The 22,196-nt window shown below is 35.2% G+C and carries 16 protein-coding genes and 1 CRISPR repeat array; of the genes, 5 read left to right on the forward strand and 11 right to left on the reverse strand.

The annotated features are described in order from the left end of the window. Positions 1-9: 9 nt before the first annotated feature. The gene (gene ychF, locus BW964_RS02415) at positions 10-1,101 is read right to left on the reverse strand and encodes a redox-regulated ATPase YchF (protein WP_076504387.1); all 1,092 of its coding nucleotides are present in this window, start codon (positions 1,099-1,101) and stop codon (positions 10-12) included. A gap of 197 nt (positions 1,102-1,298) precedes the next feature. Then, complete coding sequence (locus tag BW964_RS02420; protein ID WP_076504389.1) at positions 1,299-1,850, reverse strand: ferritin; 552 nt, start codon at positions 1,848-1,850, stop codon at positions 1,299-1,301. A 209-nt stretch (positions 1,851-2,059) separates the two neighbouring features. Between BW964_RS02420 and BW964_RS22920 the strand changes: the two genes are divergently transcribed. Further along, on the forward strand, positions 2,060-2,227 hold the full coding sequence (locus tag BW964_RS22920) for a bacteriocin-like protein (RefSeq protein WP_164466213.1): 168 nt from the start codon (positions 2,060-2,062) through the stop codon (positions 2,225-2,227). Between the two features lie 153 nt (positions 2,228-2,380). Here BW964_RS22920 and BW964_RS02425 read toward each other — a convergent pair whose 3' ends face one another. From BW964_RS02425 to typA, 4 genes are all read right to left on the reverse strand, one after another. Then, positions 2,381-3,976: a glycoside hydrolase family 10-like protein gene (locus BW964_RS02425; protein ID WP_076504390.1), complete on the reverse strand. Its 1,596-nt coding sequence runs from the start codon at positions 3,974-3,976 to the stop codon at positions 2,381-2,383. 171 nt (positions 3,977-4,147) lie between these two features. Further along, the gene (locus BW964_RS02430) at positions 4,148-4,966 is read right to left on the reverse strand and encodes a GLPGLI family protein (RefSeq protein WP_076504392.1); all 819 of its coding nucleotides are present in this window, start codon (positions 4,964-4,966) and stop codon (positions 4,148-4,150) included. A 15-nt stretch (positions 4,967-4,981) separates the two neighbouring features. Next, the gene (locus BW964_RS02435) at positions 4,982-5,197 is read right to left on the reverse strand and encodes a bacteriocin-like protein (protein WP_076504393.1); all 216 of its coding nucleotides are present in this window, start codon (positions 5,195-5,197) and stop codon (positions 4,982-4,984) included. Between the two features lie 282 nt (positions 5,198-5,479). After that, the gene (gene typA / locus BW964_RS02440) at positions 5,480-7,285 is read right to left on the reverse strand and encodes a translational GTPase TypA (RefSeq protein WP_076504395.1); all 1,806 of its coding nucleotides are present in this window, start codon (positions 7,283-7,285) and stop codon (positions 5,480-5,482) included. Positions 7,286-7,499: 214 nt separating this feature from the next. Between typA and BW964_RS02445 the strand changes: the two genes are divergently transcribed. Beyond that, positions 7,500-9,332 carry a hypothetical protein gene (locus tag BW964_RS02445; protein WP_076504396.1) on the forward strand — a complete coding sequence of 611 codons (1,833 nt, stop codon included), beginning with the start codon at positions 7,500-7,502 and terminating at the stop codon, positions 9,330-9,332. Between the two features lie 34 nt (positions 9,333-9,366). On the opposite strand, the gene BW964_RS02450 is transcribed toward BW964_RS02445, so the two are convergent. The 5 genes from BW964_RS02450 to cas9 form a co-directional block, all read right to left on the reverse strand. Further along, complete coding sequence (locus BW964_RS02450; RefSeq protein WP_076504398.1) at positions 9,367-9,630, reverse strand: DUF1294 domain-containing protein; 264 nt, start codon at positions 9,628-9,630, stop codon at positions 9,367-9,369. A gap of 102 nt (positions 9,631-9,732) precedes the next feature. After that, entirely contained in the window at positions 9,733-10,410 is a 678-nt protein-coding gene (locus BW964_RS02455; protein WP_076504400.1) for a YceI family protein, read from the reverse strand. 263 nt (positions 10,411-10,673) lie between these two features. Next, positions 10,674-12,953: a CRISPR direct-repeat array (repeat unit 47 nt; unit sequence GTTGTGAATTGCTTTCAAAAATTATTATCTTCGTGATTAGTCACAGC). A 57-nt stretch (positions 12,954-13,010) separates the two neighbouring features. Then, positions 13,011-13,349: a CRISPR-associated endonuclease Cas2 gene (gene cas2 / locus BW964_RS02460; protein WP_007842732.1), complete on the reverse strand. Its 339-nt coding sequence runs from the start codon at positions 13,347-13,349 to the stop codon at positions 13,011-13,013. Beyond that, positions 13,346-14,239, reverse strand: coding sequence for a type II CRISPR-associated endonuclease Cas1 (cas1, locus tag BW964_RS02465; protein ID WP_076504402.1), 894 nt, complete (start codon positions 14,237-14,239; stop codon positions 13,346-13,348). Before cas1 ends, cas2 begins: the two co-directional genes overlap by 4 nt. Positions 14,240-14,250: 11 nt before the next feature. Beyond that, the gene (gene cas9, locus BW964_RS02470; RefSeq protein ID WP_076505407.1) at positions 14,251-18,480 is read right to left on the reverse strand and encodes a type II CRISPR RNA-guided endonuclease Cas9; all 4,230 of its coding nucleotides are present in this window, start codon (positions 18,478-18,480) and stop codon (positions 14,251-14,253) included. Positions 18,481-18,702: 222 nt separating this feature from the next. Between cas9 and BW964_RS02475 the strand changes: the two genes are divergently transcribed. From BW964_RS02475 to BW964_RS02485, 3 genes are read left to right on the forward strand one after another with little or no spacing between them, the layout of a single operon-like run. Continuing rightward, a complete protein-coding gene (locus BW964_RS02475) occupies positions 18,703-20,826 on the forward strand; it encodes a Tex family protein (RefSeq protein ID WP_076504404.1) in 2,124 nt (707 codons plus the stop codon). Between the two features lie 41 nt (positions 20,827-20,867). Continuing rightward, positions 20,868-21,503 carry an HAD family hydrolase gene (locus BW964_RS02480; RefSeq protein WP_076504405.1) on the forward strand — a complete coding sequence of 212 codons (636 nt, stop codon included), beginning with the start codon at positions 20,868-20,870 and terminating at the stop codon, positions 21,501-21,503. Between the two features lie 50 nt (positions 21,504-21,553). Next, positions 21,554-22,120: an RDD family protein gene (locus BW964_RS02485; RefSeq protein ID WP_076504407.1), complete on the forward strand. Its 567-nt coding sequence runs from the start codon at positions 21,554-21,556 to the stop codon at positions 22,118-22,120. Positions 22,121-22,196 lie beyond the last annotated feature (76 nt).

Below are 22,196 nucleotides of genomic sequence, written 5' to 3' on the forward strand. Positions count from 1 at the left end.
AATATCTTCTTATACATTGAATCTAAAGTGCATGATGTCACCATCCTGAACGATATATTCTTTACCTTCTACCGAAAGCTTTCCGGCTTCTTTGATTTTCACTTCAGAACCATACGTTACATAATCATCAAATTTGATTACTTCTGCACGGATGAACCCTTTTTCGAAATCTGTATGGATTACTCCTGCTGCCTGAGGCGCGGTCCATCCCTGTCCGATAGTCCAGGCTCTCACTTCTTTCACACCAGCAGTAAAGTAAGTCTGAAGCTTTAATAAGTCGTATGCTTTTCTGATCAAACGGTTTACTCCAGGTTCTTCAAGGCCAAGCTCGTCAAGGAAGATCTCTCTTTCTTCAAACGTTTCAAGCTCATTGATATCTGCCTCGATTTGTGCTGCCAATACCACTACTTCTGCTCCTTCATTTTTAGCCATCGTTTCGATCTTTTCTATCCATTCGTTTCCGTTTTTGATAGAGTTTTCGTCTACGTTGCATACATATAAAACCGGCTTTTTGGTTAAAAGCTGGATATCATCAATGATCGACTGTGTCATATCATTCACAGGAAATTCTCTTGCATTTTTTCCATCTTCAATAAACTTCTCCAGGTTTTGAAGAGTCTCATAAACAAGGATATCGTCTTTCTTTCCGGATTTGATGAATTTTTTAGCTTTTTCAATGGCTTTTCCTACGGTTTCAAGGTCTTTCAACTGTAGCTCGATATCGATGATTTCTTTATCTCTCATCGGATCTACTGAACCTTCAACGTGGATGATATTCCCATTGTCAAAACATCTTAAAACGTGGATAATAGCCTCACATTCGCGGATATTGGCCAGGAACTGATTTCCCAGTCCTTCTCCTTTGCTCGCGCCCTTTACAAGACCTGCAATGTCAACGATTTCAACAACAGCCGGCAATACTCTTTCAGGATTAACTAATTTCTCCAGCTCAAATAATCTCTGATCCGGTACTGATACCGTTCCTAAGTTCGGTTCTATGGTACAGAAAGGATAGTTGGCAGATTGTGCTTTAGCATTGCTTAAGCAGTTAAAAAGAGTTGATTTACCTACATTCGGAAGGCCTACAATTCCACATTTCATATTGTAAAATTCAAAGTTTAATGTTCAATGATATTGTTTCTGGGTTCAAGGTCTTGTCTTTAAAGTTTGTCTTTTAATAACTGGAGACCATTGAACTTTCAGCCTGCAAAGGTAGTGATTTTAAAGGGAGATTCATAATAAAAAAATCTGCCGGAATTCTGACAGATTTTTAATCAATTTTTGTTCACCAATCGGTTTTATGGATTTTCTCCGGTAGCTTCCTGAGCCAGCGGAACATCATTGGGTGTATTTTGTAATGTTTTATCTAAAGTAAATAAAGATTCATCGGTTGCTCTGTCACCTCCTGCAATTTTCAATTTATCGATCAGGCTGGCCGCCAGCGTTTCTTCTTCGATCTGTTCCTGAACAAACCACTGCATAAAATTCCAGGTTGCCCAGTCCTTTTCTTCGAGTGAAAGGTCTACAATTTTGTAAATCGCTGTGGTATTATCTACTTCATGTTTAAAAACTCCATCAAAACACTCGGTTAGTGATTGAGGATCGGCAGGTGGAGCAGGAATGGCATCAACCTTTGGTTTTCCACCTCTGTTCAATACGTATTCCATGAATTTGATGGAATGATTTCTTTCTTCCTGCGAATGTCTGTAAAGGAAATTGGCAATTCCCTGATATCCTTTGTCATCTGCCCATATTCCATACGATAGAAAAATATGTGATGCGTGAATCTCTTTGTTCATCTGATCACTTAATGCTTTTTCAATAGTCGCGGAAAGTCTGTTGGTATTCATAATGCTATATTTTTGTGATTATGGGAATAATGATGCAAAAATGGTTCCGAGAAGAATATTAATTTTAATTAAAACATTAAAACACCTTTACAATTCACTGAAATACATTGATTTAAACTTATAATTTATAGTTATTCTAAAATAAAAACAAGGCAAATGATGACAATTATTCATACTTTAGAATAGCATTAACCATCAAAACTATAACCATGAAAAATTTCAAAAAGTTAAACCGCGTCGAGCTAAAAACTATTTCAGGAGGTGGATTACTTGATCCTGTGTGCAAACTTATTTGTACCCTGGCAGATTCTGGACTTCTCAATCTTACGGATGTTCAGGTACTTTTATGCCCTGATCTGGATTGTTTAAATTTGTAAAGACTGATTCTCTTTTAACGATCTTAAAGAAAAACAAAAATAAAACCAGCTCTTTTGAACTGGTTTTGTTATTTTCCTTATTACAAAAAGGATTAAATATTATAATGAAAAAAAATACCATTATGATGATAGATTCTTCATTCGTCTTTCATTTTATTTTACTTTCCTGGCTGTATAATCACTTTCATTTCCCAGTCGGTCAATGGCTTTTATGGCAACAGCGTTTAATTTTCTACCGTCTTTATTTTTTGGAATTTCTTTTGAAAGAGTATCTAATGTAAGGATTTCGGTTTCCCACACTCCGTTGTATTGGGTAAAAAGCACCCACTGGAAAACATCTCCTATATTTTTAGTGCTCCAGCTGGTTTTTACAGCGTTCCCATTATCAGCAACAAATATGGTAGGCGTCTGTAATGGAACTGATTTAATCCAAGGTGTTTTCGGAACCAGTGCCTTATCTTTATAGGGTCCGTTTTTCAAAACAGGAAGCATATTAGGATTTTTCGTCAGTCCGGCAATACTCCAATGAATTTCTCCGGCATCATTCTTTAAGATCTGCCTTGAAATGTCAATCTGATTTTTAATTTCGATCGGACGGTCGGATACTTTGATCTCAACGGTGTTAAGCCCCGGCCACAAATGACGGTTCATGGTATTTTCAGATTTCCACCAATTCAATAACGCTTCAAAGCCCTGCCCTTTTGAATCGATAGGCCAATAAAGCTGTGGCGAGAAATAATCTACCCAACCTTTATTTAGCCATAATTTAGCATCAGCATACAGTTCATCATATTGAGATGATCCCACGATTCCAGCAGGATATCCTGGTTTCCAGATCCCAAACGGACTGATCCCGAATTTTACATAATTTTTCTCTGCGTGAATCTCTTTATAAATTCTTTCAACAAATCTGTTGACGTTATCTCTTCTCCAGTCGGCTCTCGTTAATGTTCCACCATTTCTTAAATATTCATTCCAGCTTGCATTATCAGGAAAATCGGCTCCCCTGTTATAAGTAGCATAAGGATAGAAATAGTCGTCAAAATGCACGGCATCTATATCATATCTTTTCACAATATCTTTAACGACATTGGAAACATGGCCCTGGGTTTTTGGGTTGGCCGGATCGAACCAATACATTCCATTCTTTAGTTTAATCACAATGTCGGAAAGCTTGCTGGCCATAGACAGGCTGTTTACAGCTCCACCGTTCGAGTGATGAGCGCGGTAAGGATTTAACCATACATGAAGCTCTAAACCTCTCTTATGGGCTTCCTCAATCCAAAACTGAAGAGGATCATAATTCGGATAAGGTGCCGCTCCCGTTTGTCCGGTCAGAAAGTATGACCATGGCTCTATATTGCTTGTGTAGAGCGCATCTGCAGACGGTCTGATCTGGAAGATGGCGGCGTTGAAGTTATTGTCTTTCAGCATATCGAGCATGCTGATGGCTTCTGCTTTTTGCTGGTCAACCGTTAAATTATTTCTTGATGGCCAGTTGATATTGGCTACACTGGCAATCCAGGCTGCACGGAATTCTCTTTTAACTTCCGGGAGTGTAGTTCTAAAGTTTTCCTCAACAGTACTACTTGGAATTAATACAACAGAATCTGTAGATTTAGAAATATCTTTAACAGATTTAGCCGGATTTTTAACAACATTGGAGGTGTTTTTCTGTGTGGAACATGAGCTACTAAATAATGTAGCAATTCCCAAAAGACAGATCAGTTTTATGTTGATTATTTTCATAGTTACAAAAATAGCCTAAATTTTTAAAAACCATCCCTAGAAATTCCATATAACAACTAAAAGGTTTTTCCTCATTATTCTTTCTTATTTTTTAATATAAAATAAATTTCCCACTAAAAATAAGTGGGAAATATTTACAATGTTTGTTAAAAAAGAGTTTTTTAATAATTCTTACTTATACTTAATAGCCTTATCTAATTCAATAGGATTATAATTAGTCCTTATCAGATCTTGATAATCTTTTTTAATACTTTTTAATCCTTCTACACTACTTATTTGTTTATCAAAAATAGTTAATCCCCAAGTCCCTTCTTTCATCGTATAAAATTCACTATACGGATTATTATAATTATTTATTAATAAATTCTGATACTGTTTTAAAGTAATTATTATTGGATTTACCCCGAGATTTGATTCAACAATATTGGCAGTATCATATCCTGATACAACTTTATCAATAGAAATTAATTTGTAACTAAAATTATATTTAAAATCTGTGACTTCAAATATTAATCCTGGTAATCCCCTGAATTTATATGGTCCTTCAGGAATTGGTATTTCTGAAGAGAACCAAGCTTCCCATTTCCTTCCACCCCATTTGGCCTCAGCTTTTTGTAATTTGTAATGATTTGAGAATTTAGTTTGAGATAATATTTTCCACTTGATATCATCAGCAGAAGGGTAATTATAATATTTGTCTTCTAAACTCACGAAGTTTTCATTATTAAAAGAACCTATTTTTCTTTTTATTACTTGCTGTATGGGAAAAGCATAAGAAATTATAGCTCCTCCTTTCACCAAAGAATCCAGTTTAATTAATTTCTTGTAATAAAACCTTGAATAATCCTTCTGCAAATCAAGAACCATTTCGATACTATCACTACCTTCTTTCAGTGAGTCTGTTTTATAACTGAAATTATAAATCACCCTATACTCTTGAGAATAAGAATATTGAATTAAAAAAAGAAAAAAAATAAAGTATTTAAACATTAGTAGATTACTATTCTAACATAATGCACGTGCCATGCTCAACGCTTTTGGACAATCCCCATTTGGATCTGTATAACAAGATTGGCTTCCTTGTCTGTTAGAACAAGATACACACTGCTTACAGCCACTACCTCCGCCATCACTACCTTCACAGCAAGCTTCATCAAGATCTCCTCCTGTACCAGTAATGTTTTTTAATTGAATTCTCGAAATTTTTTTTAAATTTTTCATATTTGTAACAAATTTTAGGATTAGATTACAAATATATAAACTATTTTAACTTAAGCAAACAATTTAACAACTAAATTAACTAATAGCTAGCATAAGCATTTATTTTAAAAAATATAAATTACCTATGATTAAGGTGTTAAATAAAAAAAAATCACCATATTATCATTAAAAATAAAAATCATTCTTAGAAATCAATTAAATCATGCACAATATAAATTTTATTTTTTTTAAGATAAAAAAAGCCCCGAAAAATTCGAGGCTTTTCTATGATATAAGAATTTCTTAAGCTTTCGCTGATCTTTCTACTCTTTTTCTTTCTTCTTCAGAAAGGATTTTCTTTCTCATACGGATAAAGTTTGGAGTTACCTCGATCGCTTCATCACCCTGAATATATTCCATACATTCTTCAAGAGAGAATAAGATTTTTGGAGCAACACCGGTATCTTTATCTTTACCTGAAGCACGCATGTTGTTCAATTGTTTTGCTTCAACGATGTTGATGACCAAGTCACCAGGCTTGTTTTGCTCACCGATGATCATACCTCCGTAAATTTCCTCACCCGGATCTACATAGAACTTACCTCTATCCTGTAGTTTAGCGATAGAATATTCTGTAGCCGGCCCTTGAGTTTTGCTCACCAATACTCCATTACTTCTTCCAGGAATAGTCCCTTTGAAAGGCTTATATTCTGTGAAACGGTGTGCCATAATAGCCTCACCAGCAGTGGCAGTCAACATTTGAGAACGCAATCCGATCAAACCTCTTGAAGGAATTTCGAATTCCATGTGCTGCATCTCTCCTTTAGTTTCCATTACGTGAAGATCACCTTTTCTCTGAGTAGCTAAGTCGATCACTCTAGAAGCATATTCGTCCGGAACATCTACTACCAAAGATTCATAAGGCTCACATTTTTCACCATTAATTTCTCTTAGGATCACCTGTGGCTGACCAATTGTCATTTCATATCCTTCTCTTCTCATTGTTTCAATCAAAACAGACAGGTGAAGAATACCTCTACCGAATACTAAGAAAGTGTTGGCATCATCAGTTTGTTCAACTCTTAGTGCAAGGTTTTTCTCTAATTCTTTAGTTAATCTTTCTTTCAGGTGGTTTGAAGTTACATATTTACCATCTTTACCAAAGAAAGGTGAATTGTTGATAGAGAACGTCATGTTCAACGTAGGCTCATCAATTGCAGTTCTTGGCAATGGTTCAGGAGTTTCAAGATCTACGAATGAATCACCGATCTGGAACGCGTCGAAACCAACAACAGCACAGATATCTCCTGCTTTTACTTCTGACACTTTTTTCTTCCCTAATCCTTCAAAGACGTACAATTCTTTTACTTTTCCTTTCAGGATTTTACCGTCTGCCTGAGCTAACCCGATCCACTGAGCTTCTTTGATCTCTCCTCTGATTACTTTTCCGATGGCAATTCTTCCTAAGAAAGAAGAGAAGTCAAGAGAAACAATCTGCATCTGTAAGCTTCCTTCTGCCACTTTCGGTTCAGGAACATACTGTAAGATACCATCTAATAATGGGAAAATATCTTCTGTTTGCTCTAATGAAGTGTTGAACCAACCTTGCTTAGAAGAACCGTAGAATGTTGGGAAATCCAACTGCTCTTCAGTCGCTTCAAGGGCAAAGAACAAATCAAATACTTTGTCATGAACTTCTTCAGGACGACAGTTTGGTTTATCTACTTTGTTGATTACTACCAATGGTCTAAGTCCTAATTCAAGAGCTTTCTGAAGTACAAATCTTGTTTGAGGCATTGGCCCTTCAAAGGCATCTACCAACAAAATTACTCCGTCCGCCATTTTTAAAACTCTCTCTACTTCCCCACCAAAATCGGCGTGACCAGGAGTATCGATTACGTTAATTTTAACGTCTTTATAAGTAACAGAAATATTTTTAGATAGAATGGTAATACCTCTTTCTCTTTCAAGATCGTTATTATCCATTATTAATTCTCCACTTTCCTGATTTTCTCTGAAAATGTTTGTAGCATGAATAATCTTGTCAACCAAAGTCGTCTTCCCGTGGTCAACGTGTGCGATAATCGCAATATTTCTAATGTTTTGCATGAATGATTTTTACGGGTGCAAAAATAGTGATTTCCAATGAATAATAAGCAAGAATATATATTAATTAACAAATTCATAATGAGAAATTTAAGTAAAGTCATCAAAAAAACCAGATAAAATAACATACGTCAAGTTCTGTCGTTACCCGCATTTATCTTTGCTTCAGTAGTTTTCCTGCAGGAAACAAAATTTATTAACATCAAAAAACAAAAAAATGACAACAATCGAATTAAATGATCAGTATACCGGAGAATGGACTGTTTTTCAAGAAGAGGTATATAAGTATGATGATATCAATCCTTTTACTTCACCAGTACCGATCACAGCGAGTGATTGTGATGATATTATTTATAAGCAGGTAAACAATAAATTTTATCGTAGAGTATTGATTGATGATACGGTAAACGTTAAGTGGTTTGGTGCAACAGGAGAAGGATTAGCCAGTGTTGATGACAGTATGGCGGTACAAAAAGCATGTGGAGTAAAAAAGAACATCTATTTTCCTGCCGGCATTTACCGTATTAATATTAATGTAGAACATAAAGCTAAAATTTTTGGTGCGGGCAGTGGGGCTACTTTTTTGAGACCTTATAATGAAGACAAACCCATTATGATCTTAAGCAAAAACCTGGATCCATTCTGGCAATATGCAACAATAGTTGAAGAATTAACATTTTTAGGAGAAGATCAAAAAGGATGCGGAGTCAGTATGGCAAAAGCTAAGACGTCAGAATATGAGGCCAACGATGAAAATAATAGTAACATTACTTTCAGAAATGTAGATTTTAAAAAATTGAATAAAGGCCTGCAGTGCCTGTTCGGCAATATTGGGATTGATTTTTATTCTGTAGGAATACATGATAACAAATATGGAATGTACTTTCTTGATAATAAATTTGGTAATGATTCCCAAACTATGCATGCAGGAAATAAATATTTCTATAGCGGTGAAATTTCTAAAAATGAAGTGGGCATTTATATTCATAATACAACTCAGGGATTTGGTGCGGTTACGTTTAACAATGTGATATTTGAGTTTAATTACATCAATACGTATGTTTACAATGACAATAACTCTATCATTCCAATTGTTATTGATTCGTGCTGGAATGAAGCGTCTGGAAGTTCAACCTATTCTAATCCCGTGACTATTGATACCTGGTCCGGTACAACAAAAGGCGAAAAGATGATTCCTCCCCATACTCATATATTTGAAGGAAAAAGCTTTACCTGCAACGTTTACAATTCATGGATTTCTGATTATTATATCAACGGGGATAATATAATTGTGAAAGCAACCAACTGCTATACGGAATGTAGCCAAGGTGTAGGGGCTGCGCAGTCAAGTGCTGTTGGCAATAACAGCTATCTGATACTTTATCGTCCCATCACCATATTTGGTCTTCCTACAGGAAATAATGTCATTATGGCAGATAGTTATGATTACAACAGACAACTATATATCAACAGTGACACCAACGCTTCTCTTATAAGACCTGCTATCAGTACAGCAAGATTTAACAAAGTTACAGACATCAAAAACAAGATAAAATCTGTAACAATGGAAACTGAAGAAACTCTAACGGGATCTTTCCCACCCATACAAGGAACTCTTGTAAATGATGCATTAATTTTTGGGTCTTCCAACAAGTTTAACATCCCTTTCCCTACTCTTCCTTCGGGTGGAGATCCAAACTATGAAATAAAATATATGGGATTACAAAACAGTGTAGTGAGTACAAATAACAGTGCTGGTGGTTGGTATGTGATCACCTTTGATGTAAAAGTAAATTCAGGAGATCCTATATTGTTCTTATGGGACAGAAATCAATATCAGGTCATGCAGTATCAACCTACCGTCAAAAATAAATGGCAGACAGTAGTGTGTTATGCGGTTGCAGATCCCAATAATCCAAACTTAGAATTCTTTCTGGATGTTTCTGCTTTCGCCCCGGTTGAATTACAGTTATCAGCCTATCAGGTAGTAAAATTTGACCACTCTATTGAAGCAAAGGCCTTCCTTGAAAGCAAAGTATATGCTTTATAAGCATTATTAAACTCCCTTTCGGGAGTTTTTTATCTTAAATATATGAAACATTAAAATAACAATAGATCAGAAACACTTGAACCAAAACCACTCCAACATATTTCAGCAAAAAAGATTTTTTAGCAACTTTATGCCTGAAAATAAGCATTCCTAAAAGCGCACCTCCGGTTCCTCCAATACCTGCCAATCCTAAAAGTGTGGTTTCCGAAATCCTTCTCTTATGTTGAATGGAAAGTCTTTTGTCCCAGCCAAAAATAACGAAGGTGAAAAGGTTTATGATAAGTAAAATATAGATCATTGATGCAAAAATAGTGAATTGGTTACCCGTTTACAATACCTTAATTTTCATAAAAAAAGCTGCTTTCATAAGAAAACAGCTCTCTGTATTTGTATCTAACAATTATTTTTTAGCTTTAACGTCAACAGCGATTTCGATATCCTTGCTGATCATCCATTCTGCTGGATCCGTTTCTGAAGTACCAAACTTGATCCCCCAATCGGCTCTGTTTACTGTAAATTTAGCCTGAACTGAAGCTGAAGTATCTGTAACATCTACTTTAGCAGGGAAAGTTACATTCATTGTTTTTCCTGATAATGTAAGATTTCCGCTTACTGTTTTATTAGCTCCTGCAACAGCATCTTTAGGCGCATCTTTCAAATCTGTAACACTTGTAATTTTGAAATCTGAAGTTGGATTCTTTGCAGTGTCAAAGAAATCAGGATTTTTAAGGTGAGCCTCTAAATCTCCGGGCTTTTTATCTTTTTCGGTTACTGAAGCCGGATCTACTTTGATAGAATTCATATCAATCACGAAGTTTCCTGCTGAAAGCTGACCGCCTTCAACGCTTAAATCTCCTGATTTTACGTTAAGTGTTCCCCAACGAGGAGCCATTCCACCTTTGTGAAAAGCCTTCCAGTTTACTACAGAAGCAGCAACATCCACTGGCAATACTTCACCTTTACTTTCAGCTACTGTCTGCTCCGTAGCTGTAGATGCAGTTCCTGCTGATTTGTCTTTATTACATGATGCTGCAAGCAATCCTACTCCTACTAATGCAATTACACTAAGTTTTTTCATATTATTTATTGTTTTAAAAAATTTAATTAAAATACTAAATTTCAGGATTCAAAAATATAAAAACCTCACCAATTATCACCTTACCATACATCAAGAAATAGAATTTTTCATATTTTCCTTCCGTTATACAATATGAAATATTGAGAAAAAAGAAAATCTATAGCATTTCAATCCTCTCTAAAATTGCGTATTTTAGCTATTTGCATCTATCATAGCTCTACGGTTAATCAAATAAATTTAGGTGCAGAGTAAGAGTGATATTTATTTTGAATTGCTTTCCAAAATTATTATCTTAGTGATTAGTCACAGCTTATGTTCAGTATTTATGTTCAGTATTTATGTTGTGAATTGCTTTCAAAAATTATTATCTTCGTGATTAGTCACAGCTGCCCGTCAATAGTATTCGGTAGTCTACCGGTTGTGAATTGCTTTCAAAAATTATTATCTTCGTGATTAGTCACAGCTAAAACGTGTCTTCATAATTAAACTCTATAGTTGTGAATTGCTTTCAAAAATTATTATCTTCGTGATTAGTCACAGCTATTGGAGTTGCTGATTTGCTTATATTATTGTTGTGAATTGCTTTCAAAAATTATTATCTTCGTGATTAGTCACAGCCGGCCGTCAAAGTTTGAAAAGTACTTAATAGTTGTGAATTGCTTTCAAAAATTATTATCTTCGTGATTAGTCACAGCTATGTTGAGTAGATCAGGATATACTTTAGGGTTGTGAATTGCTTTCAAAAATTATTATCTTCGTGATTAGTCACAGCATACAATAAATTAACAATTGAAGAATTTTTGTTGTGAATTGCTTTCAAAAATTATTATCTTCGTGATTAGTCACAGCACTATTGTGGAGGGTGAATTTGATTGCATGGTTGTGAATTGCTTTCAAAAATTATTATCTTCGTGATTAGTCACAGCAAACATCTGAAAGAAATTCAAAACTTTCTTGTTGTGAATTGCTTTCAAAAATTATTATCTTCGTGATTAGTCACAGCTTTACCATTTTCTTCCAGCCAGTCCAAGCCGTTGTGAATTGCTTTCAAAAATTATTATCTTCGTGATTAGTCACAGCTCACACTCCGCCAGGTTCTCCGGCATGTAGGTTGTGAATTGCTTTCAAAAATTATTATCTTCGTGATTAGTCACAGCTTTACCATTTTCTTCCAGCCAGTCCAAGCCGTTGTGAATTGCTTTCAAAAATTATTATCTTCGTGATTAGTCACAGCTCACACTCCGCCAGGTTCTCCGGCATGTAGGTTGTGAATTGCTTTCAAAAATTATTATCTTCGTGATTAGTCACAGCTTAGTTTTCTAATTGAACATCGATGATTTTGTTGTGAATTGCTTTCAAAAATTATTATCTTCGTGATTAGTCACAGCGTGGAATGATTAAATCCAAATCCATCAGACGTTGTGAATTGCTTTCAAAAATTATTATCTTCGTGATTAGTCACAGCAGACGGGTAGCAAGCAAGGCTTAGTGGTGCGTTGTGAATTGCTTTCAAAAATTATTATCTTCGTGATTAGTCACAGCTTTGCCTGCGATGAACCGGTGCAGACTTACGTTGTGAATTGCTTTCAAAAATTATTATCTTCGTGATTAGTCACAGCTTCGGGCTGCTGACTCACTTATACGTTGCTGTTGTGAATTGCTTTCAAAAATTATTATCTTCGTGATTAGTCACAGCCCTCGACCAAACAATCATAAAAGCTATTAAGTTGTGAATTGCTTTCAAAAATTATTATCTTCGTGATTAGTCACAGCCGATATTTTGGAATTCTGGCCAAAAGTAATGTTGTGAATTGCTTTCAAAAATTATTATCTTCGTGATTAGTCACAGCAGGCATTCCTAACAACTCAGTTGTAGGAACGTTGTGAATTGCTTTCAAAAATTATTATCTTCGTGATTAGTCACAGCTACGAAAACTGGGCCCGCTTTATAGATAACGTTGTGAATTGCTTTCAAAAATTATTATCTTCGTGATTAGTCACAGCCGGTTGATTCACACCCACAATTAAAAAACTGTTGTGAATTGCTTTCAAAAATTATTATCTTCGTGATTAGTCACAGCAGTTAATCAAAGAATTTAACAATCAAACCGGTTGTGAATTGCTTTCAAAAATTATTATCTTCGTGATTAGTCACAGCTCCTGAAGGTATTATCCAGATCAGGGAAATGTTGTGAATTGCTTTCAAAAATTATTATCTTCGTGATTAGTCACAGCTTTGACAAATTATCTGGCACACGATGGAAAGTTGTGAATTGCTTTCAAAAATTATTATCTTCGTGATTAGTCACAGCCCAGCGCAAATGAAAGCTTTCTTCCAACGTGTTGTGAATTGCTTTCAAAAATTATTATCTTCGTGATTAGTCACAGCTGGAGACTGAATTAAAGCCAAATATCTTTAGTTGTGAATTGCTTTCAAAAATTATTATCTTCGTGATTAGTCACAGCAAGATTTGCACCTCTAAGATTTGCACCTCTGTTGTGAATTGCTTTCAAAAATTATTATCTTCGTGATTAGTCACAGCCTCAAAAAACAATCTACTGAAAATCAGCAGATTGTTTTTGTTTTTAGGATTTAAAATTTAGAATAATTCAAGCTGTTGGAAGGTTGGAGGCGGTTCTTCTTTATTTCTGGCAAAGAAAATCTCAATATCGCCAAATTGTTTATCCGTAATACACATAATTGCCACTTTTCCTGCTTTTGGCAACATGAATTTTACTCTTTTAATATGAACCTCAGCATTTTCACGACTTGGACAATGGCGGACATACATCGAAAACTGAAACAATGTAAATCCATCATCGATTAAAGCCTTACGAAAGCGATTCGCATCCTTCATATTAGCTTTAGTCTCGGTCGGTAAATCATACAATACTAAAACCCACATAATTCGGTAAGCATTAAACCTTTCGGCGTTCATATCAGTTCAGGATAAGAGATTAATCGCTTTTCTCCTGTGTAACATCTATAAAGCGAAGTTACAGTTGTTTTTACAGCCACCAATAATGGTCTTATTTTGTCATCAATCTTCACATCTTTCGTTGCAATTTGAAGAATATGCGCTTTGAACTCTTTATTTAATTCTTCTGTTTCAGGATTTGTTTGAAGCCATTGCATCACTAATACATCAACAAATGGGCGATAAGGTTCCATCAAATCATCAGCAAGACAGTAAGGATTATATTTATTTTTATGAAAAATTCCGAGAACAGGCAGTAAACCTGTTTCAACTATTGCTCTTGCTACAATACTTCTCAACACTGAATATCCAAAGTTGAAAAACTGATTGGGGGAATCTCCAAAACGTTGTCTTAAAAAATCCAGGCTAATAAGATATTTCCAGTAATGCTGTGCAGCAATTCCTTCCATATTGGTCATATCACCCGACTTTACATTTCTCTGATATTCAATCATTGGTTCGTGATAGTTTCCTAATTTCACTAAAACATTTTTCTGATTTTCAATCTTACATTCTATGGTTTGCTTCCAGAGTTGTTTTTTCAAAGGTTCACTGGCCTCCAGTTGATCTTTTACCCTATCAGAATGTTCTGTATGTCCATAAATTGGCAACATTATTCCAAGTGGTAAATGATGATTGTCACAACTGATTACCACCACATTATTTCCCATCATTTTCTGAATTAATTTATGTGAAATTGTTATTTGAAAATGATCCAACATCAGCAATCCCAAATCTTCAACAGGAACGCTCCCCTTCTCTGTCTTGGTTTCAGGACATAGGATTTTCATCTGCTCATCTTTGAGATTGAGATAGGCTGGATTGCCAATATAAATTGAGCGAGTGATCATTTTTATCAATTTTAATATTCGCCTACTTGAACAATTCTTCCAAGATGATTTAATCTTACTTTTACAATAGGCTTCAAATTATTGGAACTTTGAATTACTTTATATGATATATCTTTTAATTTTGAATTAACCTCTACACTGGTTTCTAAATGATGTCTAAACCAAAACCCAGAAAGTAATGACCCAAACTTCTGTACCCTAAACAAATTCTTAGAAATCAAACTCAAATTCTTATCATCAAACAAATCAATTTCTTTTGGATTGAAATCTTCAGACGGAAATAAAAACATTTCATTTTGCTTCATGGTAAAAAGAAACTTCCATCCTAAATCTTGGTTATAATCTTTATTAATAATGGTAAGGCCTTGATTTACTCTCTCAACGGCTTCATAGAAGCTCACCACTCTTTCCTGTAAGTTTCCATCTGCATCTTCATAAATAGCTACATGATGATTATTTCCTGTACTTACAAAGTCTGCAGCTATCTTTTTACCATTTTCGTCTAAAATCTCTTTTCCTAAATGATCTTTTTTATAATGTAAAGCCTCAGCATTATTAATTCCGGTAATTGTAACCGTTTTCACAACAATGCCTTTAGCCTTATTAAGCCAAATCGGATTCTTTTCCAAATCGGAAAAAGCTTCTTTAGAATTTCCGTTAAACGCTTTTAATCTTTCTGTTAAAATATCACGAATTCGTTTATCAGTAACCTTTTCAATATTTTTGTAATCTTTAAAATTATCAGGATTAACCACTTTTCTGATTGTATAACCTGTCTCATACCAAGCTAAACTGACAGTTTCAGGCAATTGTTCTGTTTTATCATCATTAAGAAATATCAGATTTTTTGAAATCACATTTTTCCCTGTAAATGCCTTTTTAGGATCTCCACCAAATTCCTGCAATCTTCCTAATAAAGCATTTCGGAATGTTTCATTCTGAACTTTATGAATAGTTTCCAGATCAAACTTTCCGGATATTTTTTCTTCTTTTGTTTTAAGGAATTTTGAACGTCCATAAATAGTTTCTTTATGAAGCTGTCCTCTCGGTGTCAGCTCTGTTTTTGCAACTACACTTCCCTTTTTCTTAATTTTATTAATGTTCTTAGTAACGACCTTATTTTTGGCTTTATGAGAAATCAGTACTTCATCCAAGTGCCTTTTAGCATCAACTCTTAAATTTTTAATCGGCTCAATAAATCTTCTTTCTTTTGAACCGTTTTTCTTTTCAATAACTTTTGTAATTGTGTTCTCAATCGCAAAAATATTTTGATGTTCCTTATGCTTTTCATCTTTTCTTGCATTCAGATAATTTAAGTATTGAATATGGCTATGCGTAGTAAAAGCAACAGTCAGAGCATCCATTGCATGATGGCGATGGTCGTTTCTTTTGGTCCAGTCTATAATTCTTTGTTTCTCTTCTCCTTTTGAATTAATGATCGTTTCGGTCAAACCTAATTTCTTGTATTTCTCCAGATTAAGCTCCTTCATTGTGTTGACAAGATTCCAGTCTTCCCGAAGCTTATCTGTTATTCTTCCTGAAGTAGAAACTACAGAATTGGTAATTCCAAAAAGTATTTCTTTAGCTTTTTTAGCGATATATTGAGTATTGCGCAAATCTCTTTCAATAAAACCATCGCCTATTTCGATGCCTTTTTTCTGGAGTTTTTCATATTTAGCTTTAGTAATAACTCCTTTATCATACAGCTCTTTGATAATATTAAGGAATTTTTCTAATTTTTCCTTTCCTTCAATTTCAAGATAATCGAAAGCCGTGAAATTTCCTTTTTTAAGATTTGCTCCTCTTGGAACTAAAACTTTATTGGAAAAACTGTCATCAAAGAATCGGGATTGTGGAATGATATGGTCTATATCATATTTCTCCGTGAATAAATTTTCTCTTTCAATCTTCACATCGGTGTATAAATCTTTATAGCCATTATTTGCTAATTCTAAGTATAATTTATATCGGATAATATCATTTCTTGAAGGACTTTTTATCCCAAATTCCCTTTGCAAAACCTCCGAATATTTCTGATGCTGTATAGTAGCCTTGTTAATTTCAGAAGTCATCGTAGCACGCTCTTCCGCATTAAGTTTGAGTTCTCGTGCAAGCTCTATTCTGATTTCAGCAAATTTGAAATGTTTAACAATATGCCCATCGTTATCTTTCTCACTATACTCATCAATTAAGAAGTTTACAAGATTGATCATTTGATTCAAAATCTTTTCAACGACTGGATTTCGTAAAGAATTTTTTGGAAGAATCTCTAATTGCTCTTTTAAAACTCTATTTTCTAATTGTTCTTTGGTCAATGAATTTTTAGAATGATGATAACCTGCATAATTACAAGCCACACTATATTTATGCTCCTTAATGTAAGGATAAATTTTTCGCATCGCCTTAGAACTCAGACTTCCATAATCCTGAGGAAAACCAATTTCAGCTAATATTTTGGAATGCTCTTTTTTCAAACCGAATTTCTTCTCCAACAATTCATAGAGTTTTTCGTTTCCAGAAGGAGAATCATCACCTTCATAAGAATACAATAGGTGCCAAAGCTGATAGGAAACCTGCTTTTCAAAATCACTTCCATCCAATTCAGGATTAAAATCCAAAATAGAAGTATTGATTCCTAATTCTGATAGTTTTTCTTTGACGAATAGTTTTATAGTTTCAGCAGAAGAATTGATCTTAGCCACCTTAATTTCATCGTCAATAGTTAATTTAAATTCTTTTGGAAATTCAATCCCCTCATTTGCTATAATTCTCAGGAAAGCATTATATAAATTCTCATTGGTATTATTACCTTCAATATCTTTAAAATTAGTTTTCCATTCTTTACCGGAGTACCCAACAATATCTAAAACTTCTTTTGCTGAAAGTCTTCCCTTAGTATTAACTTCATTGAAAATGGATTGTTTAAAATCTAAATCAATAGGAAAAATTTCTTTTGATTCTATATTTTGAAACTGTAAATTATTAAGAACCTGCCAGATTTTGAACTCCTGAAATAACGGAGAAGACTTTGGTGCTACTTTTAAACCAACTGTTTTCTTTTTTGTTTTTCCGCTTTCTGCTATTTCGATTTCTCTGTTTTCAAACTCACAAATACTGATTAATCCTTTTTGAGATTTGAGCTTTCTTTGATAAAAAATAACAATATCCCGAATTTCCTCCTTTAACTCTTTGGTCAATTCCTTATGATATTTTGATTGAATTTCCCATATTTTTTCAAATTCATCCAAATAATCCTGTCTGTAGAAAACCTGATTTTTAAGCTTCGTATGTGGATTTATTTTTAACTGGTGATATAAATATTCTCCAACAGTCTGATTATTGAAATACAATTCTTTGCTCCTGTCACTGATCGCGCCGAGATAACCACTGGAATTATTCAGATTACTGTTAATTTCCTGAAAAACAACAGCCAGACTTTCAAAATCTGATTGTTTTCTTACCGCTTCACTTCTCCAAAAGTATTTTTCTGATTTTTTCTCCTGCATCGTTCCGGTCTGCTTAATGCCTACAAGAGAAAATGGAATCTCTAATTCTTTCCAGGTTGCATTTCTATTCTTACCTCTAAGTCTTTCATAAAGTTCATTTGTGAAAATTTCAGGATTGAATTGTTTCTGAAAATCCCAGACTTTATCAAATTCCGCCTGTAAATCTGAACGGTAAAAATCAGGCAGTTGTTTTTTGCCCTGTTGTAAAAGTTGATATGAATATTCTCCGGGTGTCAAATTCTCTTCATACAATTTTTTGGCAACAGCCATTCCGTCTACGATCTGTCCATCGTCATCATTTTTAGCTTTACGGCTGCTTTTATATCCTCTTTTCTTATTGATAAGAAGCAGAACTCTGGCCAATTCTGAAAGTTCTATTTTTTCTTTTGCTGCCTTTGCTCTTAGTTCCTGAGTTTGAAATGTTGAGTTTTTGCCAACTTCTGCAAGGAGGTCGGTTTCTCTAAAAATATTGTTTTTCTTTAAAACATCAATAAGGTTGGACCTTCTTAACTTAAACCTCTGAAGATTTCTTCTCGCACTTCTGGCTAAAGTTCTTCCGGCATTGGTTGTAATCGGTTTTCCCTTTTCAAAATTTAATTGTTCATCAACAGTTAATGGATTTACACGAACTCCCAGTTTGATAATTGTATTGTTTTCAGAATTTTCAGAATCCTCCTGAACGTAAGCCCAGCCAATTGATGAAACTCCCAAGTCTAATCCTAAAATATTTCTAATCATAAGTATCAGTTTTTTAAAGCAAATAAAAATAACAAGAAAAAAATTATTAAAAATGAGGTTTTCCGTAAATCAACTATATAATTTTTCTCTTATATTTGTATCAATAATTTTGAAAAGCAATTCACAATAAGGATTATTCCGTTGTGAAAACATTCAAGGCGGGGCAACTCGCCTTTTTTCATTCCAAAAATGCTATTTTAGCCATCCGAAAACAAAATAATGACGACCGTAACCTTTATACAGCAACAGCTCGATATACCCGAAAAGAGCATCAACAATACCCTTCAATTACTCGCAGAAGACTGCACCATTCCGTTTATCTCCCGTTATAGAAAGGATAAGACCGGAAATCTGGATGAAGTTCAGATCGAGCAGATCTCTAAAATCAGCAAACAGTTTGAAGAAATTATCAAGCGAAAGGAAAGCATCCTGAAATCGATTGAAGAACAGAATGCCTTAAGTCCAGAACTCAAGCAGAGAATTGAAGAAAGCTTCGATATTCTGGAGCTGGAAGACTTGTACCTTCCATTCAAAAAACGCAGAAAGACCAAAGCGGATACAGCCAAAGAGAAAGGTTTGGAACCCTTAGCAAGGATTATTATGAGCCAGAAAAGCAATGATCTGCCGTTTCTGGCTTCCAAATACCTGAACAGTGACGTTTCATCTGAAGAAGAAGCACTTCAGGGCGCAAGAGACATCATGGCGGAATGGATCAATGAAAACATGTACGTTCGTAAAAACCTTCGCCGACTGTTTCAGCGCAAGGCTGTGATCACCTCTAAAGCTGTCAAGGCTAAAAAAGACGAAGAAGATGCCCAGAAATTCTCACAATATTTCGAATGGGAAGAAAATCTGAACAGAATCCCTTCTCACAGGCTTTTGGCAATGCTCAGAGCCGAATCTGAGGGCTTTGTGAAAGTGAATATTGGTATTGATAAAGATGAAGCCGTTGATTTTGTAGAAAAAGCCATCATTAAGTCCAATAATGAAAGTTCGGAACAGATCGCTATGGCCATTAAAGACAGCTACAAAAGGCTTTTAGAACCTGCTATTTCCAATGAGGCTTTACAGGAAGCCAAAGAAAAAGCAGATAAAAAGGCCATTGAAATATTCTCTGAAAACCTGAGTCAGCTGCTGCTGGCTCCGCCTTTAGGAGAAAAAAGGATTTTAGCCATTGATCCGGGTTACAAAAGCGGATGTAAAGTGGTCTGCATTGACGAAAAAGGGGACCTTCTCCACAATGAAACCCTCTACCCTCACGCTCCGCAGAACGAAAGTGGAATGGCGATGAAAAAAATCCGTTCTATGGTGAATGCCTATCATATTGAGGCCATATCCATCGGAAACGGAACAGCGAGCCGTGAAACAGAATTTTTCATTAAAAAAATTGCTTTTGATAAGCCTTTGCAGGTTTTTGTGGTTTCGGAAGCGGGAGCATCGGTCTATTCTGCAAGTAAGATCGCAAGAGACGAGTTTCCGTCTTACGATGTGACGGTGCGTGGAGCGGTTTCTATCGGAAGAAGACTGTCAGATCCGCTGGCAGAATTGGTGAAAATTGACGCCAAATCGATTGGTGTGGGGCAATATCAGCACGATGTAGACCAAACCCGGTTGAAAAACGAACTTGATTCAACGGTGATGAAATGTGTGAATTCCGTGGGAATCAATTTAAATACAGCCAGTAAATCATTGTTGAGCTATGTTTCCGGAATCGGAGAAAAAATGGCGGAAAACATCGTTAACTACCGTACTGAAAATGGTGCTTTTGAAGATAGAAAACAACTGAAGAAAGTTCCAAGACTGGGTGAAAAAGCTTATCAGCAGGCGGCAGCGTTTGTAAGAATTGCCAATGCCAAAAATCCTCTGGACAATTCTGCCGTGCATCCGGAAGCTTATGGAATTGTAGAAAAAATGGCTAAAGATTTAGGCATTAAAACCAATGAATTGATTGCCAGTAAAGAAAAAACAGCTTTGGTAAATCCTGAAAAATACACCACAGAGGAGATCGGAATTTTAGGGATCAAAGATATTTTAAAGGAGCTTGAAAAACCAGGCTTAGACCCCAGAAAAGCGGCCAAAGTGTTTGAATTTGATCCTAACGTAAAAAGCATCCGGGATTTGAAACCAGGCATGATTCTTCCCGGAATTGTTAATAACATTACCGCATTCGGGTGTTTTGTAGATATGGGAATCAAAGAAAGCGGGCTGGTTCATATTTCTCAACTGAAGGACGGATTTGTCTCTGATGTGAATGAAGTAGTCAAGCTTCATCAGCATGTGCACGTAAAAGTGACGGAAGTAGACGAAGCCAGAAAAAGAGTCCAACTAAGCATGATTCTGTAAGTCACACCTGATCAAATATAATAAACCCAAAACAATACATTTTGAGCTATAAAAATTTAATTTTCGATTTAGACGGAACGCTCTGGGATTCCAGAGCTACCATCATTAAAATCTGGAATCAGGTTTTAAATAAATACCAATTGATCGATAAGGATTTGAAGCCTGAAGATATGGACCAGTACATGGGATTACTGGCCGATAACATTTTAAGAGCTATCGTTCCCGGCATTTCCGATCAGCAGGTTCATGAAGTTCTTTCCGAAATCATTCAACATGAAAACAAAACCCTGCACCTTGAAGGTGGTATTCTCTATGACGGAGTGGCAGAAACCTTAAAGAATTTAGCAAAAGATCACCAACTTTTTATTGTGAGCAATTGTCAGGACGGCTATATCGAAGCATTTTTGGAATACTACCAGTTCAACGATCTGTTGACAGACATTGAATCCCACGGACGGACTAAAAAGCCGAAGGCAGAGAACATTCGGCTGATAATGGAAAGAAATCATTTAAGCATTGAAAACTCAGTTTATATTGGGGATACGCAGACCGATTACGATTCTGCAAAAGCCAACAGCCTACCTTTTATTTTCTGTGAATACGGCTTCGGAAAGCTGAGTACAGAAGATTACAAACCTTCCGTTTCAAAGTTTTCTGATCTGGAATTTTGTGTTTAATCTTCTATTTCTGAATCTTAATAAAATTAAGTCGGGAACTCGTCAGAACTATGAAAATATCACAACTCAAGGACAGAAGAATAATCCACAGGCCAACCCGTCAGTTTGATGAATTTGGATACAGGATTTATAATTCTTTTGAATATGATTTTCCCTACGAAACGACTTATAAAGGCAACGAAAGAGAAAGACTTTTCGCTAAGCTTATTGATATATTGCCCTTCTTTCTTATTTTCTTCTTTCTGTTTGGAAAAATAGCAATGATCAGCTTTCTGTATTCCATTCCGTGTGTCATTATTTCGGGGAGTCTATGCGAATGGTATTGGGGAACGACTTTAGGAAAGGCTATATTTAAAATAAAGGTAATTGATGATTTTGGAAACTTTCCCAGCCTGTTATTATCTTTAAAAAGAAACTTTTTGTGTCTCGCCAATTTCTGGCCTGTGTTTATAGATTATGTCCCACCAGCCAATCATGCATGGGAAAAAGAATTTACTGAGATGCATTTCAGCATGAATATCAACAACAAAATCTGTAAGACTTACATCGTTAAAGAAAATAAAAGGCAGGAAATAAGAAATCTCCTTTACCTACAAAAAACAAAGGCTGTACAATAATAATCTGTACGGCCTTTTATATTATAAAGGATTATAACAAAAGCAGAATTACGGGTCAATCATCCTATCAATCTCA

The sequence above is a fragment of the Chryseobacterium shigense genome, assembly GCF_900156575.1.
In the GTDB taxonomy this organism is placed as follows: domain Bacteria; phylum Bacteroidota; class Bacteroidia; order Flavobacteriales; family Weeksellaceae; genus Chryseobacterium; species Chryseobacterium shigense.

Coding starts and splice junctions, on each gene's coding strand:
- ychF (WP_076504387.1), bottom strand. CDS start 1,101: ATGAAATGTGGAATTGTAGGCCTTCCGAATGTAGGTAAATCAACTCTT.
- BW964_RS02420 (WP_076504389.1), bottom strand. CDS start 1,850: ATGAATACCAACAGACTTTCCGCGACTATTGAAAAAGCATTAAGTGAT.
- BW964_RS22920 (WP_164466213.1), top strand. CDS start 2,060: ATGAAAAATTTCAAAAAGTTAAACCGCGTCGAGCTAAAAACTATTTCA.
- BW964_RS02425 (WP_076504390.1), bottom strand. CDS start 3,976: ATGAAAATAATCAACATAAAACTGATCTGTCTTTTGGGAATTGCTACA.
- BW964_RS02430 (WP_076504392.1), bottom strand. CDS start 4,966: ATGTTTAAATACTTTATTTTTTTTCTTTTTTTAATTCAATATTCTTAT.
- BW964_RS02435 (WP_076504393.1), bottom strand. CDS start 5,197: ATGAAAAATTTAAAAAAAATTTCGAGAATTCAATTAAAAAACATTACT.
- typA (WP_076504395.1), bottom strand. CDS start 7,285: ATGCAAAACATTAGAAATATTGCGATTATCGCACACGTTGACCACGGG.
- BW964_RS02445 (WP_076504396.1), top strand. CDS start 7,500: ATGACAACAATCGAATTAAATGATCAGTATACCGGAGAATGGACTGTT.
- BW964_RS02450 (WP_076504398.1), bottom strand. CDS start 9,630: ATGATCTATATTTTACTTATCATAAACCTTTTCACCTTCGTTATTTTT.
- BW964_RS02455 (WP_076504400.1), bottom strand. CDS start 10,410: ATGAAAAAACTTAGTGTAATTGCATTAGTAGGAGTAGGATTGCTTGCA.
- cas2 (WP_007842732.1), bottom strand. CDS start 13,349: ATGAACGCCGAAAGGTTTAATGCTTACCGAATTATGTGGGTTTTAGTA.
- cas1 (WP_076504402.1), bottom strand. CDS start 14,239: ATGATCACTCGCTCAATTTATATTGGCAATCCAGCCTATCTCAATCTC.
- BW964_RS02475 (WP_076504404.1), top strand. CDS start 18,703: ATGACGACCGTAACCTTTATACAGCAACAGCTCGATATACCCGAAAAG.
- BW964_RS02485 (WP_076504407.1), top strand. CDS start 21,554: ATGAAAATATCACAACTCAAGGACAGAAGAATAATCCACAGGCCAACC.